Annotated in this window: 17 protein-coding genes and 1 pseudogene; 12 read left to right on the forward strand and 6 right to left on the reverse strand. The window is 56.7% G+C overall.

Features of this window, described 5'->3' with window-relative positions; genetic code table 11:
- A pseudogene (locus B3229_RS16700) lies at nt 1-488 on the forward strand (hypothetical protein); the annotation flags it as partial.
- Between the two features lie 235 nt (nt 489-723).
- Nucleotides 724-990 carry a hypothetical protein gene (locus tag B3229_RS16705; protein WP_033749795.1) on the forward strand — a complete coding sequence of 89 codons (267 nt, stop codon included), beginning with the start codon at nt 724-726 and terminating at the stop codon, nt 988-990.
- 24 nt (nt 991-1,014) lie between these two features.
- Here B3229_RS16705 and B3229_RS16710 read toward each other — a convergent pair whose 3' ends face one another.
- Nucleotides 1,015-1,254, reverse strand: coding sequence for a DinI-like family protein (locus B3229_RS16710; RefSeq protein ID WP_033749793.1), 240 nt, complete (start codon nt 1,252-1,254; stop codon nt 1,015-1,017).
- Between the two features lie 350 nt (nt 1,255-1,604).
- Nucleotides 1,605-1,928 (reverse strand): DUF6388 family protein, encoded by a 324-nt coding sequence (locus B3229_RS16715; RefSeq protein ID WP_033749791.1) that lies wholly within the window; start codon nt 1,926-1,928, stop codon nt 1,605-1,607.
- 195 nt (nt 1,929-2,123) lie between these two features.
- Here B3229_RS16715 and yedD point away from each other — a divergent pair, with 195 nt between their 5' ends.
- Nucleotides 2,124-2,603: a lipoprotein YedD gene (gene yedD / locus B3229_RS16720; RefSeq protein ID WP_048781198.1), complete on the forward strand. Its 480-nt coding sequence runs from the start codon at nt 2,124-2,126 to the stop codon at nt 2,601-2,603.
- Nucleotides 2,604-2,652: 49 nt separating this feature from the next.
- Here the strand turns inward: yedD and amyA are convergent, their stop codons facing one another.
- The 4 genes from amyA to fliD form a co-directional block, all read right to left on the reverse strand.
- Entirely contained in the window at nt 2,653-4,134 is a 1,482-nt protein-coding gene (gene amyA / locus B3229_RS16725; protein ID WP_286872606.1) for an alpha-amylase, read from the reverse strand.
- A 100-nt stretch (nt 4,135-4,234) separates the two neighbouring features.
- Nucleotides 4,235-4,603, reverse strand: a complete 369-nt coding sequence (gene fliT, locus B3229_RS16730) for a flagella biosynthesis regulatory protein FliT (protein WP_048781200.1) — start codon at nt 4,601-4,603, stop codon at nt 4,235-4,237.
- The gene (gene fliS, locus B3229_RS16735; RefSeq protein WP_033749785.1) at nt 4,603-5,013 is read right to left on the reverse strand and encodes a flagellar export chaperone FliS; all 411 of its coding nucleotides are present in this window, start codon (nt 5,011-5,013) and stop codon (nt 4,603-4,605) included. The genes fliT and fliS overlap by 1 nt, the downstream gene beginning before the upstream one ends.
- A gap of 18 nt (nt 5,014-5,031) precedes the next feature.
- Nucleotides 5,032-6,453, reverse strand: a complete 1,422-nt coding sequence (gene fliD, locus B3229_RS16740; RefSeq protein ID WP_277269240.1) for a flagellar filament capping protein FliD — start codon at nt 6,451-6,453, stop codon at nt 5,032-5,034.
- 338 nt (nt 6,454-6,791) lie between these two features.
- On the opposite strand from fliD, the gene B3229_RS16745 reads away from it, so the two are divergent.
- The 9 genes from B3229_RS16745 (at nt 6,792) to tcyN (ending at nt 15,496) form a co-directional block, all read left to right on the forward strand.
- A complete protein-coding gene (locus tag B3229_RS16745) occupies nt 6,792-7,994 on the forward strand; it encodes a FliC/FljB family flagellin (protein ID WP_286872611.1) in 1,203 nt (400 codons plus the stop codon).
- A 168-nt stretch (nt 7,995-8,162) separates the two neighbouring features.
- The gene (gene fliB, locus B3229_RS16750) at nt 8,163-9,365 is read left to right on the forward strand and encodes a flagellin lysine-N-methylase (protein ID WP_286872614.1); all 1,203 of its coding nucleotides are present in this window, start codon (nt 8,163-8,165) and stop codon (nt 9,363-9,365) included.
- Between the two features lie 164 nt (nt 9,366-9,529).
- Nucleotides 9,530-10,498, forward strand: coding sequence for an HNH endonuclease signature motif containing protein (locus B3229_RS16755; RefSeq protein ID WP_286872617.1), 969 nt, complete (start codon nt 9,530-9,532; stop codon nt 10,496-10,498).
- Between the two features lie 143 nt (nt 10,499-10,641).
- The gene (locus B3229_RS16760) at nt 10,642-11,364 is read left to right on the forward strand and encodes an RNA polymerase sigma factor FliA (protein WP_033749775.1); all 723 of its coding nucleotides are present in this window, start codon (nt 10,642-10,644) and stop codon (nt 11,362-11,364) included.
- A 49-nt stretch (nt 11,365-11,413) separates the two neighbouring features.
- Nucleotides 11,414-11,917, forward strand: coding sequence for a flagella biosynthesis regulatory protein FliZ (gene fliZ / locus B3229_RS16765; protein ID WP_048785856.1), 504 nt, complete (start codon nt 11,414-11,416; stop codon nt 11,915-11,917).
- A 265-nt stretch (nt 11,918-12,182) separates the two neighbouring features.
- The gene (locus tag B3229_RS16770) at nt 12,183-13,169 is read left to right on the forward strand and encodes a D-cysteine desulfhydrase (RefSeq protein WP_286872620.1); all 987 of its coding nucleotides are present in this window, start codon (nt 12,183-12,185) and stop codon (nt 13,167-13,169) included.
- A 109-nt stretch (nt 13,170-13,278) separates the two neighbouring features.
- On the forward strand, nt 13,279-14,079 hold the full coding sequence (gene tcyJ / locus B3229_RS16775) for a cystine ABC transporter substrate-binding protein (protein ID WP_048785858.1): 801 nt from the start codon (nt 13,279-13,281) through the stop codon (nt 14,077-14,079).
- Nucleotides 14,079-14,747: a cystine ABC transporter permease gene (gene tcyL, locus B3229_RS16780; RefSeq protein ID WP_048785860.1), complete on the forward strand. Its 669-nt coding sequence runs from the start codon at nt 14,079-14,081 to the stop codon at nt 14,745-14,747. The genes tcyJ and tcyL overlap by 1 nt, the downstream gene beginning before the upstream one ends.
- Complete coding sequence (gene tcyN / locus B3229_RS16785) at nt 14,744-15,496, forward strand: L-cystine ABC transporter ATP-binding protein TcyN (RefSeq protein WP_048785862.1); 753 nt, start codon at nt 14,744-14,746, stop codon at nt 15,494-15,496. Before tcyL ends, tcyN begins: the two co-directional genes overlap by 4 nt.
- The last annotated feature ends 236 nt before the right edge of the window (nt 15,497-15,732 follow it).

Consider the following 15,732-nt stretch of genomic DNA (forward strand, 5'->3'; position numbering starts at 1 on the left):
TGGATCAGACCGCCGCGCCGGACGCTGCCGCCGCACAGCCTGCGGATCAGTCTGCAACGCCCGACGCTGCCGCCGCGCAGCCTGCGGCTCAGTCCGCGACGCCTGATGCGGCGGCAGTGCAGCAGCCCGCAGAGGGGAGCGCGCCCTCGGACGCGGCCGCTCAGCCCGCCGATCAGCCAACTGTGGCAGGCGCTGCCGCCGATGCGCAATCCCAGGCGCAGACACCCGTGGCGGATGCCGCTGCCCAGCAGGCCAGCGCGCCGGCTGTTAGCGCTGCTGTTCAGGAAACGGCGCCCGTAGCCGATTCCGGCAGCGCTGCGCCTGCTGTGCCGTCGTCCACTCAGCCCGCCGGGAATGAGGAGCAAAGCGACTTCAGCGCAGGGGTAAAAGATTTCGGCGCCGCTTTTGATTTTGTACAGCAAGGGATTGAGCACCTGGGCACGGCGGCCAGAAAGGAGCTGTTCGAACTGGCGCGTAAATATCTCTAATGACTGAGCAGATAAGGCACTAAAAGGGGACAACGCGTCCCCTGTTTTTTATCACACGGGCGCTTCTGGCGGTGTAGCCTAAACGCTGCGCTAAAGAAGAGAAGGCGTATAAGCCAGATATCGAGAGGGTCAGGCACTACTTCCGAATATTCTTAAGGCGGCTTCGTTATATTCCACTACCTTTAATCATTCACGCGAGATATTTATTGGTTAAAACAGCAAAAGGAAAAACAGCATGAGTGATTCAGTGGAAACGAAAAGCAAAACTGACTACCTGCGCGATGTGACCTCGCAGCTGAAAGAGATGCGCCACTATGCGCAAACCAATACCGAGACGCTCTCCAGCCACTGGCTCGCGTTCGATGCCGGCGAATATAAAGATCCCGAGTTTGCCGGACGCATTGATGCGCTGCTAAACAAACAGGGCACGCTGCTGGATGATTTAGACGCCGCGATTCAGGATATCGAAATCGCCATTAACCACAGCGAGCAGGAGAAGTAATCCTGCTCTATCGGTGGTCGGCGCTTAGTCGGCCACCAGCCACATTTCCGCTTCGTCAAACATCTCTTCGACAATGCGCGCCACCGTAGCCTTATCGTTCTTGCTCAAATCGGTTTCGATGGCGTTTCGCTCCATCGGCTTTACGCGCACCTCAATTTCAGGGAAGACGCGCTGCACGCGCTTTTCCAGCTCCCGTAAAATCATCTCGCGCGCGCCTGGCAGGCCGGCTACGTTACGCTTATCGTAAATCAATTCCACAAACATACTGGTATTCCATACAGGGAAGAAATTCGCTGGCACATCATACTGTAAATCCAACCAGTGACAAGCCTCTCAGGCGCATTGAGCGCTTTTTTTTCGGCGTGATACGCAAATTCGTCTCAGATAACAAAACCGGGAAGATCAAGGGGGAGCAAGAAGGCGAAGAGAGCGAGAAAAAATCAAACCTCTGGAGGTGGAAATCCAGCAACACCTCCAGAGGCGGTGCAAGCGCACCATTCGTTCAAGGACAATCACGACCGAAGTCGTGCAGTAAAGTTATACAAGTTTTATCTGCTTGTACAATTTAATCCTGATTTATTTTACTGGTTGGAGGTGTTACCGCGATCGACCGCTTAAAGCTCGTTCTTAATACAGAACTCTTCCCAGGTCATCCCCAGCGATTCAGCATGCGATTTAAGATAGTTTTCAATGGCTTCGGCGGCCACCGCTTTATCTGGCTCGGCAAGCTGGATAGAGAAGATCATGCCGTCGAGATTTTTCTGGCGCAGGAAGGCGGCGTAAATACGTTCTGCATGCCATTCGCGCAGCTGGCGCAGCGACATATTGGCGTGGCGCGCGTCGCTCTCCGTTAGTTCATCGAGCGCGGCCTGAAAATCGGCATGGGCGGTAAAAAACATCTCGCGCGCCTGCGCGTAGTAGGCTTCTGGCGTTTTCATAAGGTTTCCTGAAAGATTAATTGCGGTGCAGCGCGCCAGTGTAACTCACCCTCCAGCCCTTGTCAGGACACCGTTAAACAGCAGCGTAGAGGAAAAAAAGTGGCCGTGCGTGGCGAAGCAGGGCGTAGATAGCTTGCGGAAAGCAGGCGAAAAATTATAACTTAGCCGCCATTGAAGCGATCTCAGGGATTAACGATGAAAAAGTGGATGCTGACGACGGCCGCGCTGGCGCTGGCCGGCTGTGCGCAAATCAACAGCTATCAGGACGCGGTGCAGACGCCGGCGCCCGCCAGCCTGCAGGGCACGTGGCAAACGGTCGGCCCGCAGAGCGGGTTGCGCAGCGATCGCGCGCTGGGCAGTCTGATCGTCAATGCGGACGGCAGTACGCTTGACTGCCGCCAGTGGATGCGCGTCATCGCCAAGCCAGGCAAGCTGACGCTGCTCAGCGGCGATTACGTTAACGTCAACCGCCAGTCGCGCGTCATGCCTTTAGAGCTGGATGGTAGTGAGCTGCGCTATGACGGGCTGACGCTGCGTAAGGTCGAGCGTCCGACGGTAGAGTGCCAGCAGGCGCTGGATGAAGTGGCGAAACAGCCGAACGCGGCCGTTATCCAGAATATCGAACCGGAAATCCTGAAGTCCGCCATCACTCAGGCGAACGAAAACAAGCAGTAATCTCGCCGCGCCTTATTCCGTCAGCTGCGATGGAATAAGGCGCGTCATGTTACTCCGCCAGCACCCAGACGCTGACGCTGCCGCCGTTGCAGCGCACTAGGACCGTGCCCTGTTCATCAGCGGTAAGGATCTCGTCGCGATGACCTAAATAGTCGCGCCACGCTTTACCGGCAAAGCCGTCGCCCATCGCCACGCTTTTCTCGCCTTCTTCGCCGTTCGACATAATGACGATGCAGCCCGGCTGCTCAGCGGTGCCGCTGCGGCTGAACGCGACGCAGTTAGGATGATCGAAATAGTCGGTTTGCGCGCCCCAGCCATAAGCCTGGCGAGCGCGGATCAGCGCTTCCAGCTCTGGAATGGCGGGCATCTCGACGCGGTGGGTTTCGCCGTCGCCGCCTTCATCTTCGTAGCTGGCGCCAAACAGGTCGGGATAAAACACCGTCGGCACCCCTTGCTCGCGCAGCAAAATTAGCGCGTAGGCGAGCGGCTTGAACCAGGCCTCGACCGGGGCCTCCAGCGACTGCAGCGGCTGCGTGTCGTGGTTGGCGACGATGGTGACCGCATGCCAGGGATCGGCCTGAACCAGCGAGTTGGCGAAGATCTGACTGAGATCGTAGTCGCTGCCCTGAGTGGAAGCCTGATGAAAATTCATATGCAGCGGCGCGTCGAACAGCAGGGTTTTGCCCTCGACCTGCTGGATATACTCCAGCAGCTTATCGGTCTCGAACGACCAGTACTCGGCGACGATAAACATCGGCTCGTCGGCGACCTCCTGAATGTGCTCGATCCACTCTTTGTAGAACCAGGCGGGAATATGCTTGACCGCATCCAGGCGGAATCCGGTGCAGGGCAGCTGTTCCCTGACCCAACGCGCCCAATATTTCAGCTCTTCGCGCACGGCGTTGTTGCGGAAGTCGATATTGGCGCCCATCAGGTAATCAAAATTGCCCAGCTCGCTATCGACCTGATCGTTCCAGCCGTCGGCGGTGTAGTCGTTAACGATCTTGAAGACGCCGTTTTCATCCGGGTTTTCGATATGGTCGACGCCGCTAAAGCATTTGTAGTCCCAGACGAATTTGGAATATTTGCCCGCGCGCGCCGGGAAGCTAAAGCGCGTCCAGGCTTCGCATTCGATGACCTCATCGCTGATTTCGTCGCGGTTGTCGGGGTTGACGCGGTTAACGCGCACGCGCTCTTTCTCGTCGGCGCCCATTTTGTGGTTCACCACCACGTCCAGCAGCACGCCGAGGTTGTGGGCGCGCAATGCCTCCACGGCCGCCAGCAGCTGTTGCTTATCGCCATATTTGGTGGCGACGCTGCCTTTCTGATCGAATTCGCCCAGGTCGAAGAGATCGTAGCTGTCGTATCCCACGGAATAGCCGCCTGATTCGCCTTTATAAGCAGGCGGCAGCCAGGTCATGGTAATGCCGATCTCGCTCAGCCAGGCCGCTTTTTCAGCGACTTCAGGCCAGAGCTGGCCGCCATCCGGGTAATACCAGTGAAAAAATTGCAATAACGTCGGGTTGTGCATCTGCTGCGCTCCAGCGGGAAGGAAAAGCAAGTATGGAGCACGGCGAAAAAAAGACGCACCGGCAGAACAAATCTTTTGTTCTTCGCGGTGCGTTTCAGAATCAGGAGAGCGGCTGGGTTTCCATCGGCACCATCACGCTGCCCTGCTTGCCGTAGGCGCTGAGCACCGATTTCTGACGGGTGTTCTGGTTAACCAGCGTGGAGAGCTCGTTCATGCGTTCCTGCAGCAGGCGCTTCACTTCACCTTCGTTATCAAGAATATGGCGCAGTACCGGACGCAGCTGCTCCTGCGCCTGCACGGAAGGCGAGGCGGCTTCGGTCGATCGCGCCAGCCGTTGCACCGCGCTGACGTAATCAACTTCCTTTTTGATCAAATCATCCCATTCGCCCTCGGCCGCAAGACGCAGCATTTGCTGGCTGAGATCGAGTAACTGCTGGTAAATGGTAATCAGTTGCGGTGCTAGTATCATTAAACGGCGTCCTGAATCAGAGGTTGAGGCTGGGCGATTTCTTTCCATGCGTCAGCGATATTGCGCAGCAGCGCTTCGACCTCGACAATGGCCTCCACGTCGTTGCGTAAGTTCGCCTGCAGGAGTCGCCGCACCATGTAGGCGTAAAGCGAAATCAAGTTGGTGGTGAGCTCGTCGCCGCTCTCTTCTGCGAGACCCTGCTTAAGCCCGTTTTCAATAATATTAATGGCCTTCGAAAGGGAAAGACCTTTCCCCTCAATGTTGCCGTCCTGCATAAACAGGCGGGCGCGCACCAGCGCGCTCAGCGCGCCGTCGAACAGCATATTGACCAGCTGATGCGGATTCGCGCTCATGACGGCGCTCTCGACGCCGATTTTTGCATAGGCCTGAATGCCGTTTGCGGTGTACATGATCACTCCTTATTAAAATCAGCTTTTGGAGCTGGAGTTCGAGGTGTCGAACTGCTGCGTCAGGTAGCTGCTGGTCTGATTAAGCGAACTCATCACCACGTCGAGCTGCGTGAACTGGGCTTTCAGACGCGTAATCGTGTCGTTGATACGATCGTTGACCGAATTGTACTGGACGGTCAGGGCGTTAAGCGTCTTGCTGACGCCGTCGGTGGCGGACTGCACGATGCCGGTGCTGGAGAGCCAGCTGGTCAGGTTGCTGGAGACGGTGGTGGCGATGCCGGTGGTTTTGCCGTCGCCGATAATCATCTCTTTCACGTCCGACATATTGTTTTTCAGGCTTTTGCTCAGCTTGTCAGAGTCGACTTCCAGCTGCCCGGTGGTCGGGTTGGAGGTCACGCCGATTTGCGCCATGGTTTTGAACGTCGAGGAGCTGGCGGCATTGGTCAGCAGGCTCTTCAGCTGGTTCTGGATGGTACGCAAGGTGCTGTCGCCCAGCAGCGCGCCGTTGCTGCTGTCCTGCGAATCGGTGCCCACATCCACCGCGGTATATTTGGTCAGGCTGGAAAAGGTGTCCTGCAGGGTGTTGTAGGCAGAGACCCAGCCGGTGATAGCGGCATTAGCTTTGGTGGTATCGGAGGCGATCGTCAGCGTCTGAGTGCCGCTGGTGACGTCGCTGAGATTCAGCGTAATGCCTTCCAGCGCGTCGCTGATAGTGTTGCTGCTGCTCTCGATAGCGACGTTATTGACCGTCAGCTTCGCATTCTGCGCCGTGACGCTTTCGGTCATCCCATTGCTGGTGGCGCTGGCGTCGTAGCCGACAATGCCCGCAAGCGTATCGTCGCCGGTGACTTTAATGGTGCTGACGGCTTTGCTTGATCCGCTCTCGTTCGCGCTGACGGAAAGGCGATAGCTGCCGTCCGAGACCTTGATAATGCTGGCGCTGACGCCCGCGTTGGCGCCGTTGATGGCGTCGCGCATGCCGGTCAGCGAGGTCTGCGCGCTGGTCAGGGTAATGTCTTTGCTGGAGCCGTCCGCCAGCGCGATGCTCAGCGTGCGGCTGCTGGCCGAGCTGTCGCCCAGCGCGGCGGTGTTGCTGCTCTGTACCGCCGAGGTCAGGGTTTGCGCCTGCGCCAGCTGCGTTACGCTAATAGTGTACTTGCCTGCCGCAACGGAACTGCCGGAGGTGGTGGCGCTGAAGGCGCTTGAAGTGCTGGTTGCCGTCGTGGCGCTAAACAGGCTGGCGTTATTCAGCGTGGTATTCGCCGTCTGAAAGGTGGTCAGCGCGCTTTTCAGCGTCGCGTAGGCGCTCAGTTTAGCGGTATAGGATGACTGCTGTTTAGAAATCGGGGTCAGCGCGGCTTTTTCCGCCGTCTGCATACTGTCTAAGATATCGCTTAAGTTAAGGCCTGAACCGACACCCAGGTTAGTGATACTTGCCATGTTTGTTTCCTTATCATGTCGACACGGAGAGTGAATACCGGGGTTATCGGCTGCGAATAAGGAAAGTTTAAAGTTATTCATCACTGCGCGATAAAGCGAATAGCGTATATAGAGAAGGGTATTTCAACGGCTAGAAAGGAAGTGATTTTCTTCTAAAGAAGTGGCGGGCGAGGGCGATAAAGATAAGCGTGACAGGTTGAAGGAAAAAAATTTCACCTGGTACTAAAAAAATTCTAAAGGTTGTTTAAGGGCAGACGATAACAACTTTGACGGCGCTGAAGCCGGCGGGTTGAAGCCCACACCTTAACCGAAAGACTTGATTAACAGGAATATTTATCATGGCCCAAGTCATTAATACCAACAGCCTCTCGCTGATCACTCAGAACAACATCAACAAGAACCAGTCTGCTCTGTCTACCTCTATCGAGCGTCTGTCTTCTGGTCTTCGTATCAACAGCGCGAAAGATGACGCTGCTGGTCAGGCGATTGCCAACCGTTTCCAGTCCAACATCAAAGGCCTGACTCAGGCTGCACGTAACGCCAACGACGGTATCTCTGCTGCGCAGACTACTGAAGGCGCGCTGTCAGAAATCAACAACAACCTGCAGCGTATCCGTGAACTGACTGTTCAGGCGCAGAACGGCACCAACTCTGATTCTGACAAATCTTCAATCCAGGACGAAATCAAATCTCGCCTGAGCGAAATCGACCGCGTATCTGGTCAGACTCAGTTCAACGGCGTGAACGTACTGGCTAAAGACGGCAAAATGTCTATCCAGGTTGGCGCGAACGATGGCGAAACCATCGACATCGACCTGAAAAAAATCGACTCTTCTACGTTGAAGCTGGACACCCTGAACGTGACTGGCCCACAGGGCGCGAAGAATGCTGCCGTTGCTGCTGACTTCCAGAAAGTCTACGGCACCACCAGTAACGTTTCTAAGGCAACCGTAGCGGAATCAGGCACAACTGACGACCTGTCAACCCGTCTGGGCCTGGCAGCTGGCGGCGCGAAATTAGATGGCACCAACGTGTACACAGACGACAACGGCAACATGTTCGCGAAAGTGACCATCAAGTCTACTTCTCCGGCAGAAACCAACAACCTGAAAGCGAACGGTTTCGACATCGCTAACGGTGCAAGCCAGGACTTCTACATCGCTGTTGATCCTCAGGCGGCAACCACCACTGCAGGCGGCAATACCGCAGCGTTCACCATCGACACCAAAAACATCAACCTGTCTGATTTGTCAACCGGTGCAACCTCTGACCCGTTATCAAAAATTGACAGCGCGATCGCCAGCGTAGACAAATTCCGTTCTTCACTGGGTGCGATTCAGAACCGTCTGGATTCAGCGGTAACTAACCTGAACAACACCACCACTAACCTGTCTGAAGCACAGTCTCGTATTCAGGATGCTGACTACGCGACCGAAGTTTCAAACATGTCTAAAGCGCAGATCATCCAGCAGGCGGGTAACTCCGTGTTGGCGAAAGCTAACCAGGTTCCGCAGCAGGTTCTGTCTCTGCTGCAGGGCTAATCGCCCTCTGGTGAAATACCTGAAAACCCCGCTTCGGCGGGGTTTTTTTATGCCTGAGAAAAAGCCAGGAAAGCCGCTGTGTTATCTGCATTGCAGTCTCTGAACTGCTGATAAGCTGGTCGCTGTCGTTGTGTTTTTGCCGTTTTAACGCCATCAGCAGGTAAGATCATGAAAGAGATTTCTGTAGTTGAACCGCTGTTTTTCAGCGAATTTAAGTGCGCCGGCAGCGCGTGCCTGGACCACTGCTGTAAAGGCTGGGATATCTATTTAGATAAGCCCACGGTCAACCGCTATTTGAAGAGCGGGGACATTGCGGTGCGCCAGCTTGCGGAAGAAAATATTATCAAAACCAAAAAAAGTTTTGATAACTGGGGCACCATGAAGTTCTCCGCGAATGGGAACTGCGCTTTCCTCGATGAGAACAGCCTTTGCAGCATCCACAAAAAAATGGGTGCAAAGGCGCTGAGCCCCACCTGTTCCAGCTACCCACGCTCGCAGAAAAAAACCAAGTATGAGATCAGGAACAGCCTGACGCTCTCCTGTCCGGAAGCGGTAAAAGGGCTGTTGGCCAGCCCTGAGGCGATGCTGCTTAATGAAAAGAAAGCGTTGCGTATTTCAGCGCTGAACGCGCCGGAAGTCGATCAGGCGTCGCGATTTATCAATCTGATGTGCAGCAATTTGCTGCTGGCCAGCGGCGCCAACATCGAGCAGGGGCTTTACGGCATTGCGATGCTGTTTCTTTTTGCCGAGAAAGCAGGCGACAGCGTGGATAACTATACCCGGCTTGAAGAGTACTTTTTCTCAGTTCTGAATCTGATCGAACAGGGAGAAATGGCAGCGAATATCGACAGCATCAAGCCTGACTACCAGCTGCAGTGGGCCTTGCTGTTGCGTCTACAGGCTTACCTGGGCAGCCACAAGGCGATTCGCGGATCGGGGACGCTTATCCACTATGTCAATAAGCTGATTTACATCCAGAGCGACCTGGCTGAGGGCAACGACGTCACGGTATCGATGAAGCGTCTGGCGGCCGTCTGGCAGGATAAGCTGAAACCCTGGCTGGCGGAGCGCCCGCATATTATGGGCAATTATCTGCAGTACCGGATGTATCACGACGGCTTCCCTTCCCACAGCGGGCAGAGCGCACTCGCTAATCTCTATCTGCTAACGGCGGAGTGGTTCCTGCTGAGATCGCTACTCTCAGCCAGCCTGGAGCTGGTGGGCACCATCAGTGAAAACGACGTTATCAATATTATTTACAGCTATCACTCCGTGACGAAACACGATCAGATTTCCGATAAAGCTTTTATGCATGAAATTGAAAAAAGCAAAGTTAACGACGATCTCTCGCTGCTTCATCTGCTGCGCTAAGTAAGGCGGGCGTACTGGTTCGCCTGGAACAGTACGCCTGACCTTCGCCGCTCCTCTCTCCTGACGCCTGCATTTGCCTGTTGCGTTACAGATCCCCGCGCGCCTGCCGATAACTCCCTACAGAACAACACACGCATCTGGTTTGAATATTTTCTGGAGTGTCTATGCGCTTCAATTATGACTTGTTACCTGGCGAGCAGCTCACCTTCGACGAGATCGCGCTGCGCTACGCGCGGCAACATCCCGACGAAAAGGCGCTGACCGTACGCGGGTTGTTAAGCCCGTCCACCAGCTATCGCGCCTTGCGTATTCGCGCGGTGTTCGCTGGGGAAGAGAGCAACAGCCCGCTGGAGGATCTGCTGTTTATCTCCGACGATAACGAGCGCAAAAACTATCTGCGCCGGTTCGAGCACTATCTGAAGTCGCAGCAGCCCTTTGCCTATTTTCGCCGCAGCGGCGAGGCGCAGCGCGATAACCTCTGGCAGGTGATGGGCGAAAGCCGCGTCTACGCCATGATCGATCCTCATTCCGCCGCCGCGCAGAACCTGCTCGCCAGCCGCGGCTATCAGCTGGCGCTGATGCGCGAGGATGAGAACGAAGCCTGGTGGCAGCTTTTCGATCCCCAGGCGCGCCCCTGTTTTCCGCTCTCGCGTCCTGTCCAGTTCATCGTGGTGCTGAGCACGCCGCAGCATAAGGCGCCCACGGCGGTGATGCCGGGCATGGAGGTGGGACGGCGGGTCAAGGAGAGCCTGTTGCAGCGCGCCAGCCAGGCGGCGTTTTTGACGGCCGTAAAAGCGCGCTACGGCGGCTGCGTTATCACCGGCACGCGCCTGACCGATCGTCCTGTCTGGCCCTGGGTTGAGGCTTGTCATATCGATACGCGGGAAAACAGCGAAGGCGGCCTTGCGGATAACAGCGTTGATAACGGACTGTTTTTGCGCAGCGATCTGCAGCGTTTGTTTCTTAACAAACTGATAAGCATCGATGGTGAATCGGGCCAGATACGCTTTCATCCCGACGCGGAAACCGGGCAAAGCATAAGCCCCTGTTACCAGGCCCTTGAAGGCCAGGTGTGCGCTTTATGGGACGCGGTACCGCCCGCCACGCGGCAGCGGCTGCGCGCGTCAGATTAAGCGGCGTGATGAGAGCGGAGCGATCCGCTCTCTGACATAACAAAAATGAAATAACCTCGCTTTTGCCCGCCTATTCAGCCAATCGATCCCCCTACAGAATTGGATAATCCTGCCGATAACTTCATTAACGCAGGGTAGTCAACGTGAACGATTTCTATACCGCCGAAGGCGTGATGGATAAACATTCGCTCTGGCAGCGCTACGTGCCGCTGGTGCGCCATGAAGCGCTGCGTCTGCAGGTTCGTCTGCCAGCCAGCGTTGAGCTTGACGATCTGCTGCAGGCCGGCGGTATTGGCTTGCTGAACGCTGTAGAGCGTTACGACGCGCTGCAGGGAACGGCATTCACCACCTACGCCGTGCAGCGCATCCGAGGCGCAATGCTGGATGAGCTTCGCAGCCGGGACTGGGCGCCGCGCAGCGTGCGACGCAACGCGCGCGAAGTGGCGGGCGCGATGCACCAGGTCGAGCAGACGATGGGGCGTGCCGCCACCGAGCAGGAGGTAGCCGATCGGCTGAATGTTTCGATGGAAGAGTACCGGCAGATCCTGCTGGATACCAACAACAGCCAGCTCTTCTCCTACGACGAGTATCGGGAAGAACACGGCGACAGCGCGGAGCTGGTCACGGAAGGGCATGAAGAGGCCAACCCGTTGCATCAGCTGCTTGAAGGGAATCTGCGTGAACGCGTCATTGAAGCGATCGAAGCTTTACCCGATCGCGAAAAAATGGTGCTGACACTGTACTACCAGGAAGAACTGAACCTGAAAGAGATTGGAGCGGTACTCGACGTGGGAGAATCACGCGTCAGCCAACTGCACAGTCAGGCGATCAAACGCCTGCGTGCCCGACTTACGGGAGCGCGCTGACGGCCTCAGTTCCTGGCGATCTAAAAATAATAAAACCGGGGACTCAGCAATGGGAGCCAAATCCAAGGCCAGACCTTTAAGCCGTTATCTTAAAGACTACAAACATAGCCAGAGCCACTGTTCACACTGTGGCAAAGTACTGGACCGCATGGCGTTGGTCTTTCGCGGTCAGATCATCAATAAAGAGGCCATTGCGCGCATGGACCAAATGATTGATGAGCAGCTGTGGCTGAAATTACAGCCAGAACTGACCGCGCTGTGCCGTTTCTGTAGTGATATTTTTTGCAATACGCATCCTAATTACTTCGACATTATGGCATTCAAGCAGTATCTGTTTGAGCAGACGGAAATGAGCCACAGCACTATCCGCGAATATGTGGTACGGCTGCGTCGTCTGGACGATATGCTTAAGGCCAAAAATTTCCCGGCTGACCGTTTAAGCGGCAACAGCTGGCACGAGTGCCTGGAGAACGATCTGCCCGATGCGGGAAATAATAACTACCGCATCGCGCTGCGCAAATATGACCAGTTTTTGGGGTGGCAGCGCAGCTAGCTGCCGAAGCGCTGGCATTCTGAATCGTTCCACTCAGGAGGAAACGAGCCAGATAACGCCAGCAGCGCGTTAACCATCCGCCGCCGCGCACTCAGCAGGCGGCGGATGGCTGTGCAGGGGCGCTAAGACGCGCCCGGCCTGCGCCTGAGAGCGAGCGATTTTACATCAGGCTATTCCACTGCCTCTTTTACGCGCGATGTCAGATGATCCTTCGCGCAACTTCTGCAACACTGTAAAGATTACCGTGACTGCCCTGGAGGCCGCATTGTCTTTACATCTTGTTCATCACTATCCGCGTCTGGAACTGCTCGGCGCGCCCACGCCGCTGGAGCACCTGCCGCGCCTCTCCGATTACGTCGGCCGCGATATCTTTATTAAACGTGACGATGTCACGCCCATCGCCCTGGGCGGCAACAAACTGCGCAAGCTGGAGTTTCTGGCGGCGGATGCGCTGCGCGAAGGCGCAGATGTCTTGCTGACGGCGGGCGCCATTCAGTCTAACCATGTGCGTCAGACCGCCGCCGTCGCCGCGAAGCTCGGCCTGAAGTGCGTCGCGCTGCTGGAAAACCCGATCAATACCCAGGCGGAAAACTACCTCAGCAACGGCAACCGGCTGCTGCTGGATCTGTTCGACTGCGAAATCGTGCTGGTGGACGCGCTGGATAATCCGGCGGCGCAGCTGGCGGAGCAGGCGGAGCGCCTTGAGGCGCAGGGCTTTCGCCCCTATGTGGTGCCGGTCGGCGGTTCGAACTGGCTCGGCGCGCTCGGCTACATCGACTGCGCGCAGGAGATTGCGCACCAGAGCGAAGGCGTGGTTGACTACGCCGCGGTAGTGGTCGCGTCCGGCAGCGCCGGCACTCACGCCGGACTGGCGGTCGGCCTTGAGCAGCTGCTGCCGGAAACAGAGGTGATCGGCGTCACCGTCTCGCGCCACGCGGAGCAGCAGCTGCCGGTAGTGGATAGCCTGCGGCAGCAGCTGATCGCCAGACTGGAGTTAACCAGCACGGCTCCTGTGACCCTGTGGGACGATTACTTCGGCCCGCGCTACGGCGAGCCGAACCAGGAAGGTATGGAGGCGGTGAAGCTGCTGGCGCGGCTGGAAGGCATCCTGCTCGATCCGGTTTACACCGGCAAAGCGATGGCGGGACTGCTCGACGGCATCAACCAGAACCGTTTCCGCCGCGAAGGGCCGCTGCTGTTCGTCCACACCGGCGGCGCGCCAGCGTTATTTGCTTATCATCCTTCGGTCTGAGCAGTTGGAAAAAAAACGTTTATACTTCGCGGGTTATTACAGCAGTACCGGGCGGCGCGCAGGCGCGGCCTGACAACACACACATCACATACTAATAAATGGGGTAGATATGATTTTTTCTCGTGTTGGTCGCCATCTGGCGATGGGCGTGATGGCGGCGGCGCTGATTGCCGGCGTTAACCTGAAGACGCACGCGGCGGAAAACCTGCTGGCGCAGGTCAAAGACAAGGGCGAGCTGCGCGTCGGCCTGGAAGGTACCTATCCGCCGTTCAGCTTTCAGGATGAGAGCGGCAAGCTGACCGGATTCGAAGTGGAGTTCGCGCAGCAGCTGGCGCAGCATCTGGGCGTGAAGGCCAAACTGCAGCCGACCAAATGGGATGGCATGCTGGCGTCGCTGGACTCAAAACGCATCGACGTGGTGATCAATCAGGTAACCATCTCCGACGAGCGCAAGAAGAAGTATGACTTCTCTACGCCGTACACCATCTCTGGCGTACAGGCGCTGACGATGAAGGCGAAAGCGGGCACCATCAGCAAGCCGGAAGATCTGGCAGGTAAGAAAGTCGGCGTCGGCCTGGGCTCGAACTATGAGCAGTGGCTGCGCGACAACGTGAAAGGCGTCGATATCCGTACCTATGACGATGACCCGACCAAATATCAGGATCTGCGCTCTGGCCGTCTTGATGCGATCCTGGTGGATCGTCTCGCCGCGCTGGATCTGGTGAAGAAAACCGGCAACACCATGGCCGTAGCAGGCGCGCCGTTCTCACGTCTTGAGTCAGGCGTCGCGCTGCGTAAAGGCAACGACGATCTGCTTAACGCCGTCAATCAGGCGATCGCCGCCATGCAGAAAGATGGTTCCCTGACCAAACTCTCTGAAAAATGGTTCGGCGCGGATGTGACTAAGTAATGCAGGAAAGTCTTCAACTGGTGCTGGATTCAGCACCTTTTTTATTAAAAGGCGCGCTCTTTACGCTACAGCTCAGTATCGGCGGCATGTTTTTCGGGCTGGTGCTGGGCTTTGTGCTGGCGCTGATGCGGCTGTCGCGTTTCTGGCCCGTTAGCCTGCTCTCCCGCTTTTACGTGTCGGTGTTTCGCGGCACGCCGCTGATTGCGCAGCTGTTTATGATTTACTACGGCCTGCCGCAGTTCGGTATCGAGCTCGATCCCATTCCCTCCGCCATGATTGGCCTGTCGCTGAATACCGCCGCCTACGCGTCGGAGTCGCTGCGCGGCGCGATTGCGGCTATTGAGCGCGGCCAGTGGGAAGCGGCGGCGAGTATCGGCATGACCCGCTGGCAGACGCTGCGCCGCGTCATTTTGCCTCAGGCGGCGCGCACGGCGCTGCCGCCGCTCGGCAACAGCTTTATCAGCCTGGTGAAAGATACGTCGCTGGCGGCAACCATTCAGGTGCCGGAGCTGTTCCGTCAGGCGCAGCTGATTACCTCGCGCACGCTGGAGGTTTTCACCATGTACCTGGCGGCGTCGCTGATCTACTGGGTCATGGCGACCGTGCTGTCGGCGCTGCAAAACCGGCTGGAAAAACGGGTTAATCGTCAGGATGAGGAGGCGAAATGAGCGCCATCGAAATCAGCAAGCTGGTGAAAACCTTCAACGGCCAGACGGTGCTGCACGGCATCGACCTTGAGGTGGCTTCCGGCGAAGTGGTGGCGATTATCGGCCCCAGCGGCTCGGGTAAAACCACGCTGCTGCGCTGCATCAACCTGCTGGAAACGCCGGACAGCGGCACCATCAAGGTAGGGGAGATCGCTATCGACGCCCGGCTGGCGCAGACAAAGCAGAAAGAGCAGGTGCGTCAGCTGCGTCAGCAGGTCGGCTTTGTGTTCCAGAACTTCAATCTGTTTCCCCACCGCTCGGTGCTGGAAAACATTATTGAAGGACCGGTGATCGTCAAAGGCGAACCGAAAGGGGAAGCCGAAGCGCGTGCGCGTGCGCTGCTGGAGAAAGTGGGGCTGCAGGGCAGAGAGAGCAGTTTCCCGCGTCGGCTCTCCGGCGGCCAGCAGCAGCGCGTCGCTATCGCTCGCGCGCTGGCGATGCGTCCGCAGGTCATCCTGTTTGACGAGCCGACGTCGGCGCTCGATCCCGAGCTGGTGGGCGAGGTGCTCAGCACCATTCGCGCGCTGGCTCAGGAGAAGCGCACCATGGTCATCGTTACCCATGAGATGAGCTTTGCCCGCGACGTAGCGGATCGGGCGATTTTTATGGATCAGGGGCGCATCGTGGAGCAGGGCGCGGCGAAAGCGCTGTTCAGCAATCCCCAGCAGGCGCGCACCCGGCAGTTCCTCGACAAATTCCTCAACCAGTAATAAATACGCCTCTTCGGAGGCGTATTCCACTTTTCTGCTGCGCGCGCGCCACACCCGCAAATTATTCTCTTATTCGCTCTACCACAATTAATTATTTATGCTTAAACGATTTGGGGCAAAATATTTAAATATTTTCGCGCGCATCGAGCATTCTCTGGTTTTACCGCTTCAGGTTTACTCCTATTTACCTGCGTAAATAACTATTGCCGGTTTGACGCCTTTTTCCTGCTTAGTCG

Origin of the sequence: Pantoea sp. UBA5035, from assembly GCF_002415245.1 — a bacterium.
GTDB classification, from domain to species: Bacteria; Pseudomonadota; Gammaproteobacteria; order Enterobacterales; family Enterobacteriaceae; genus Pantoea; species Pantoea septica.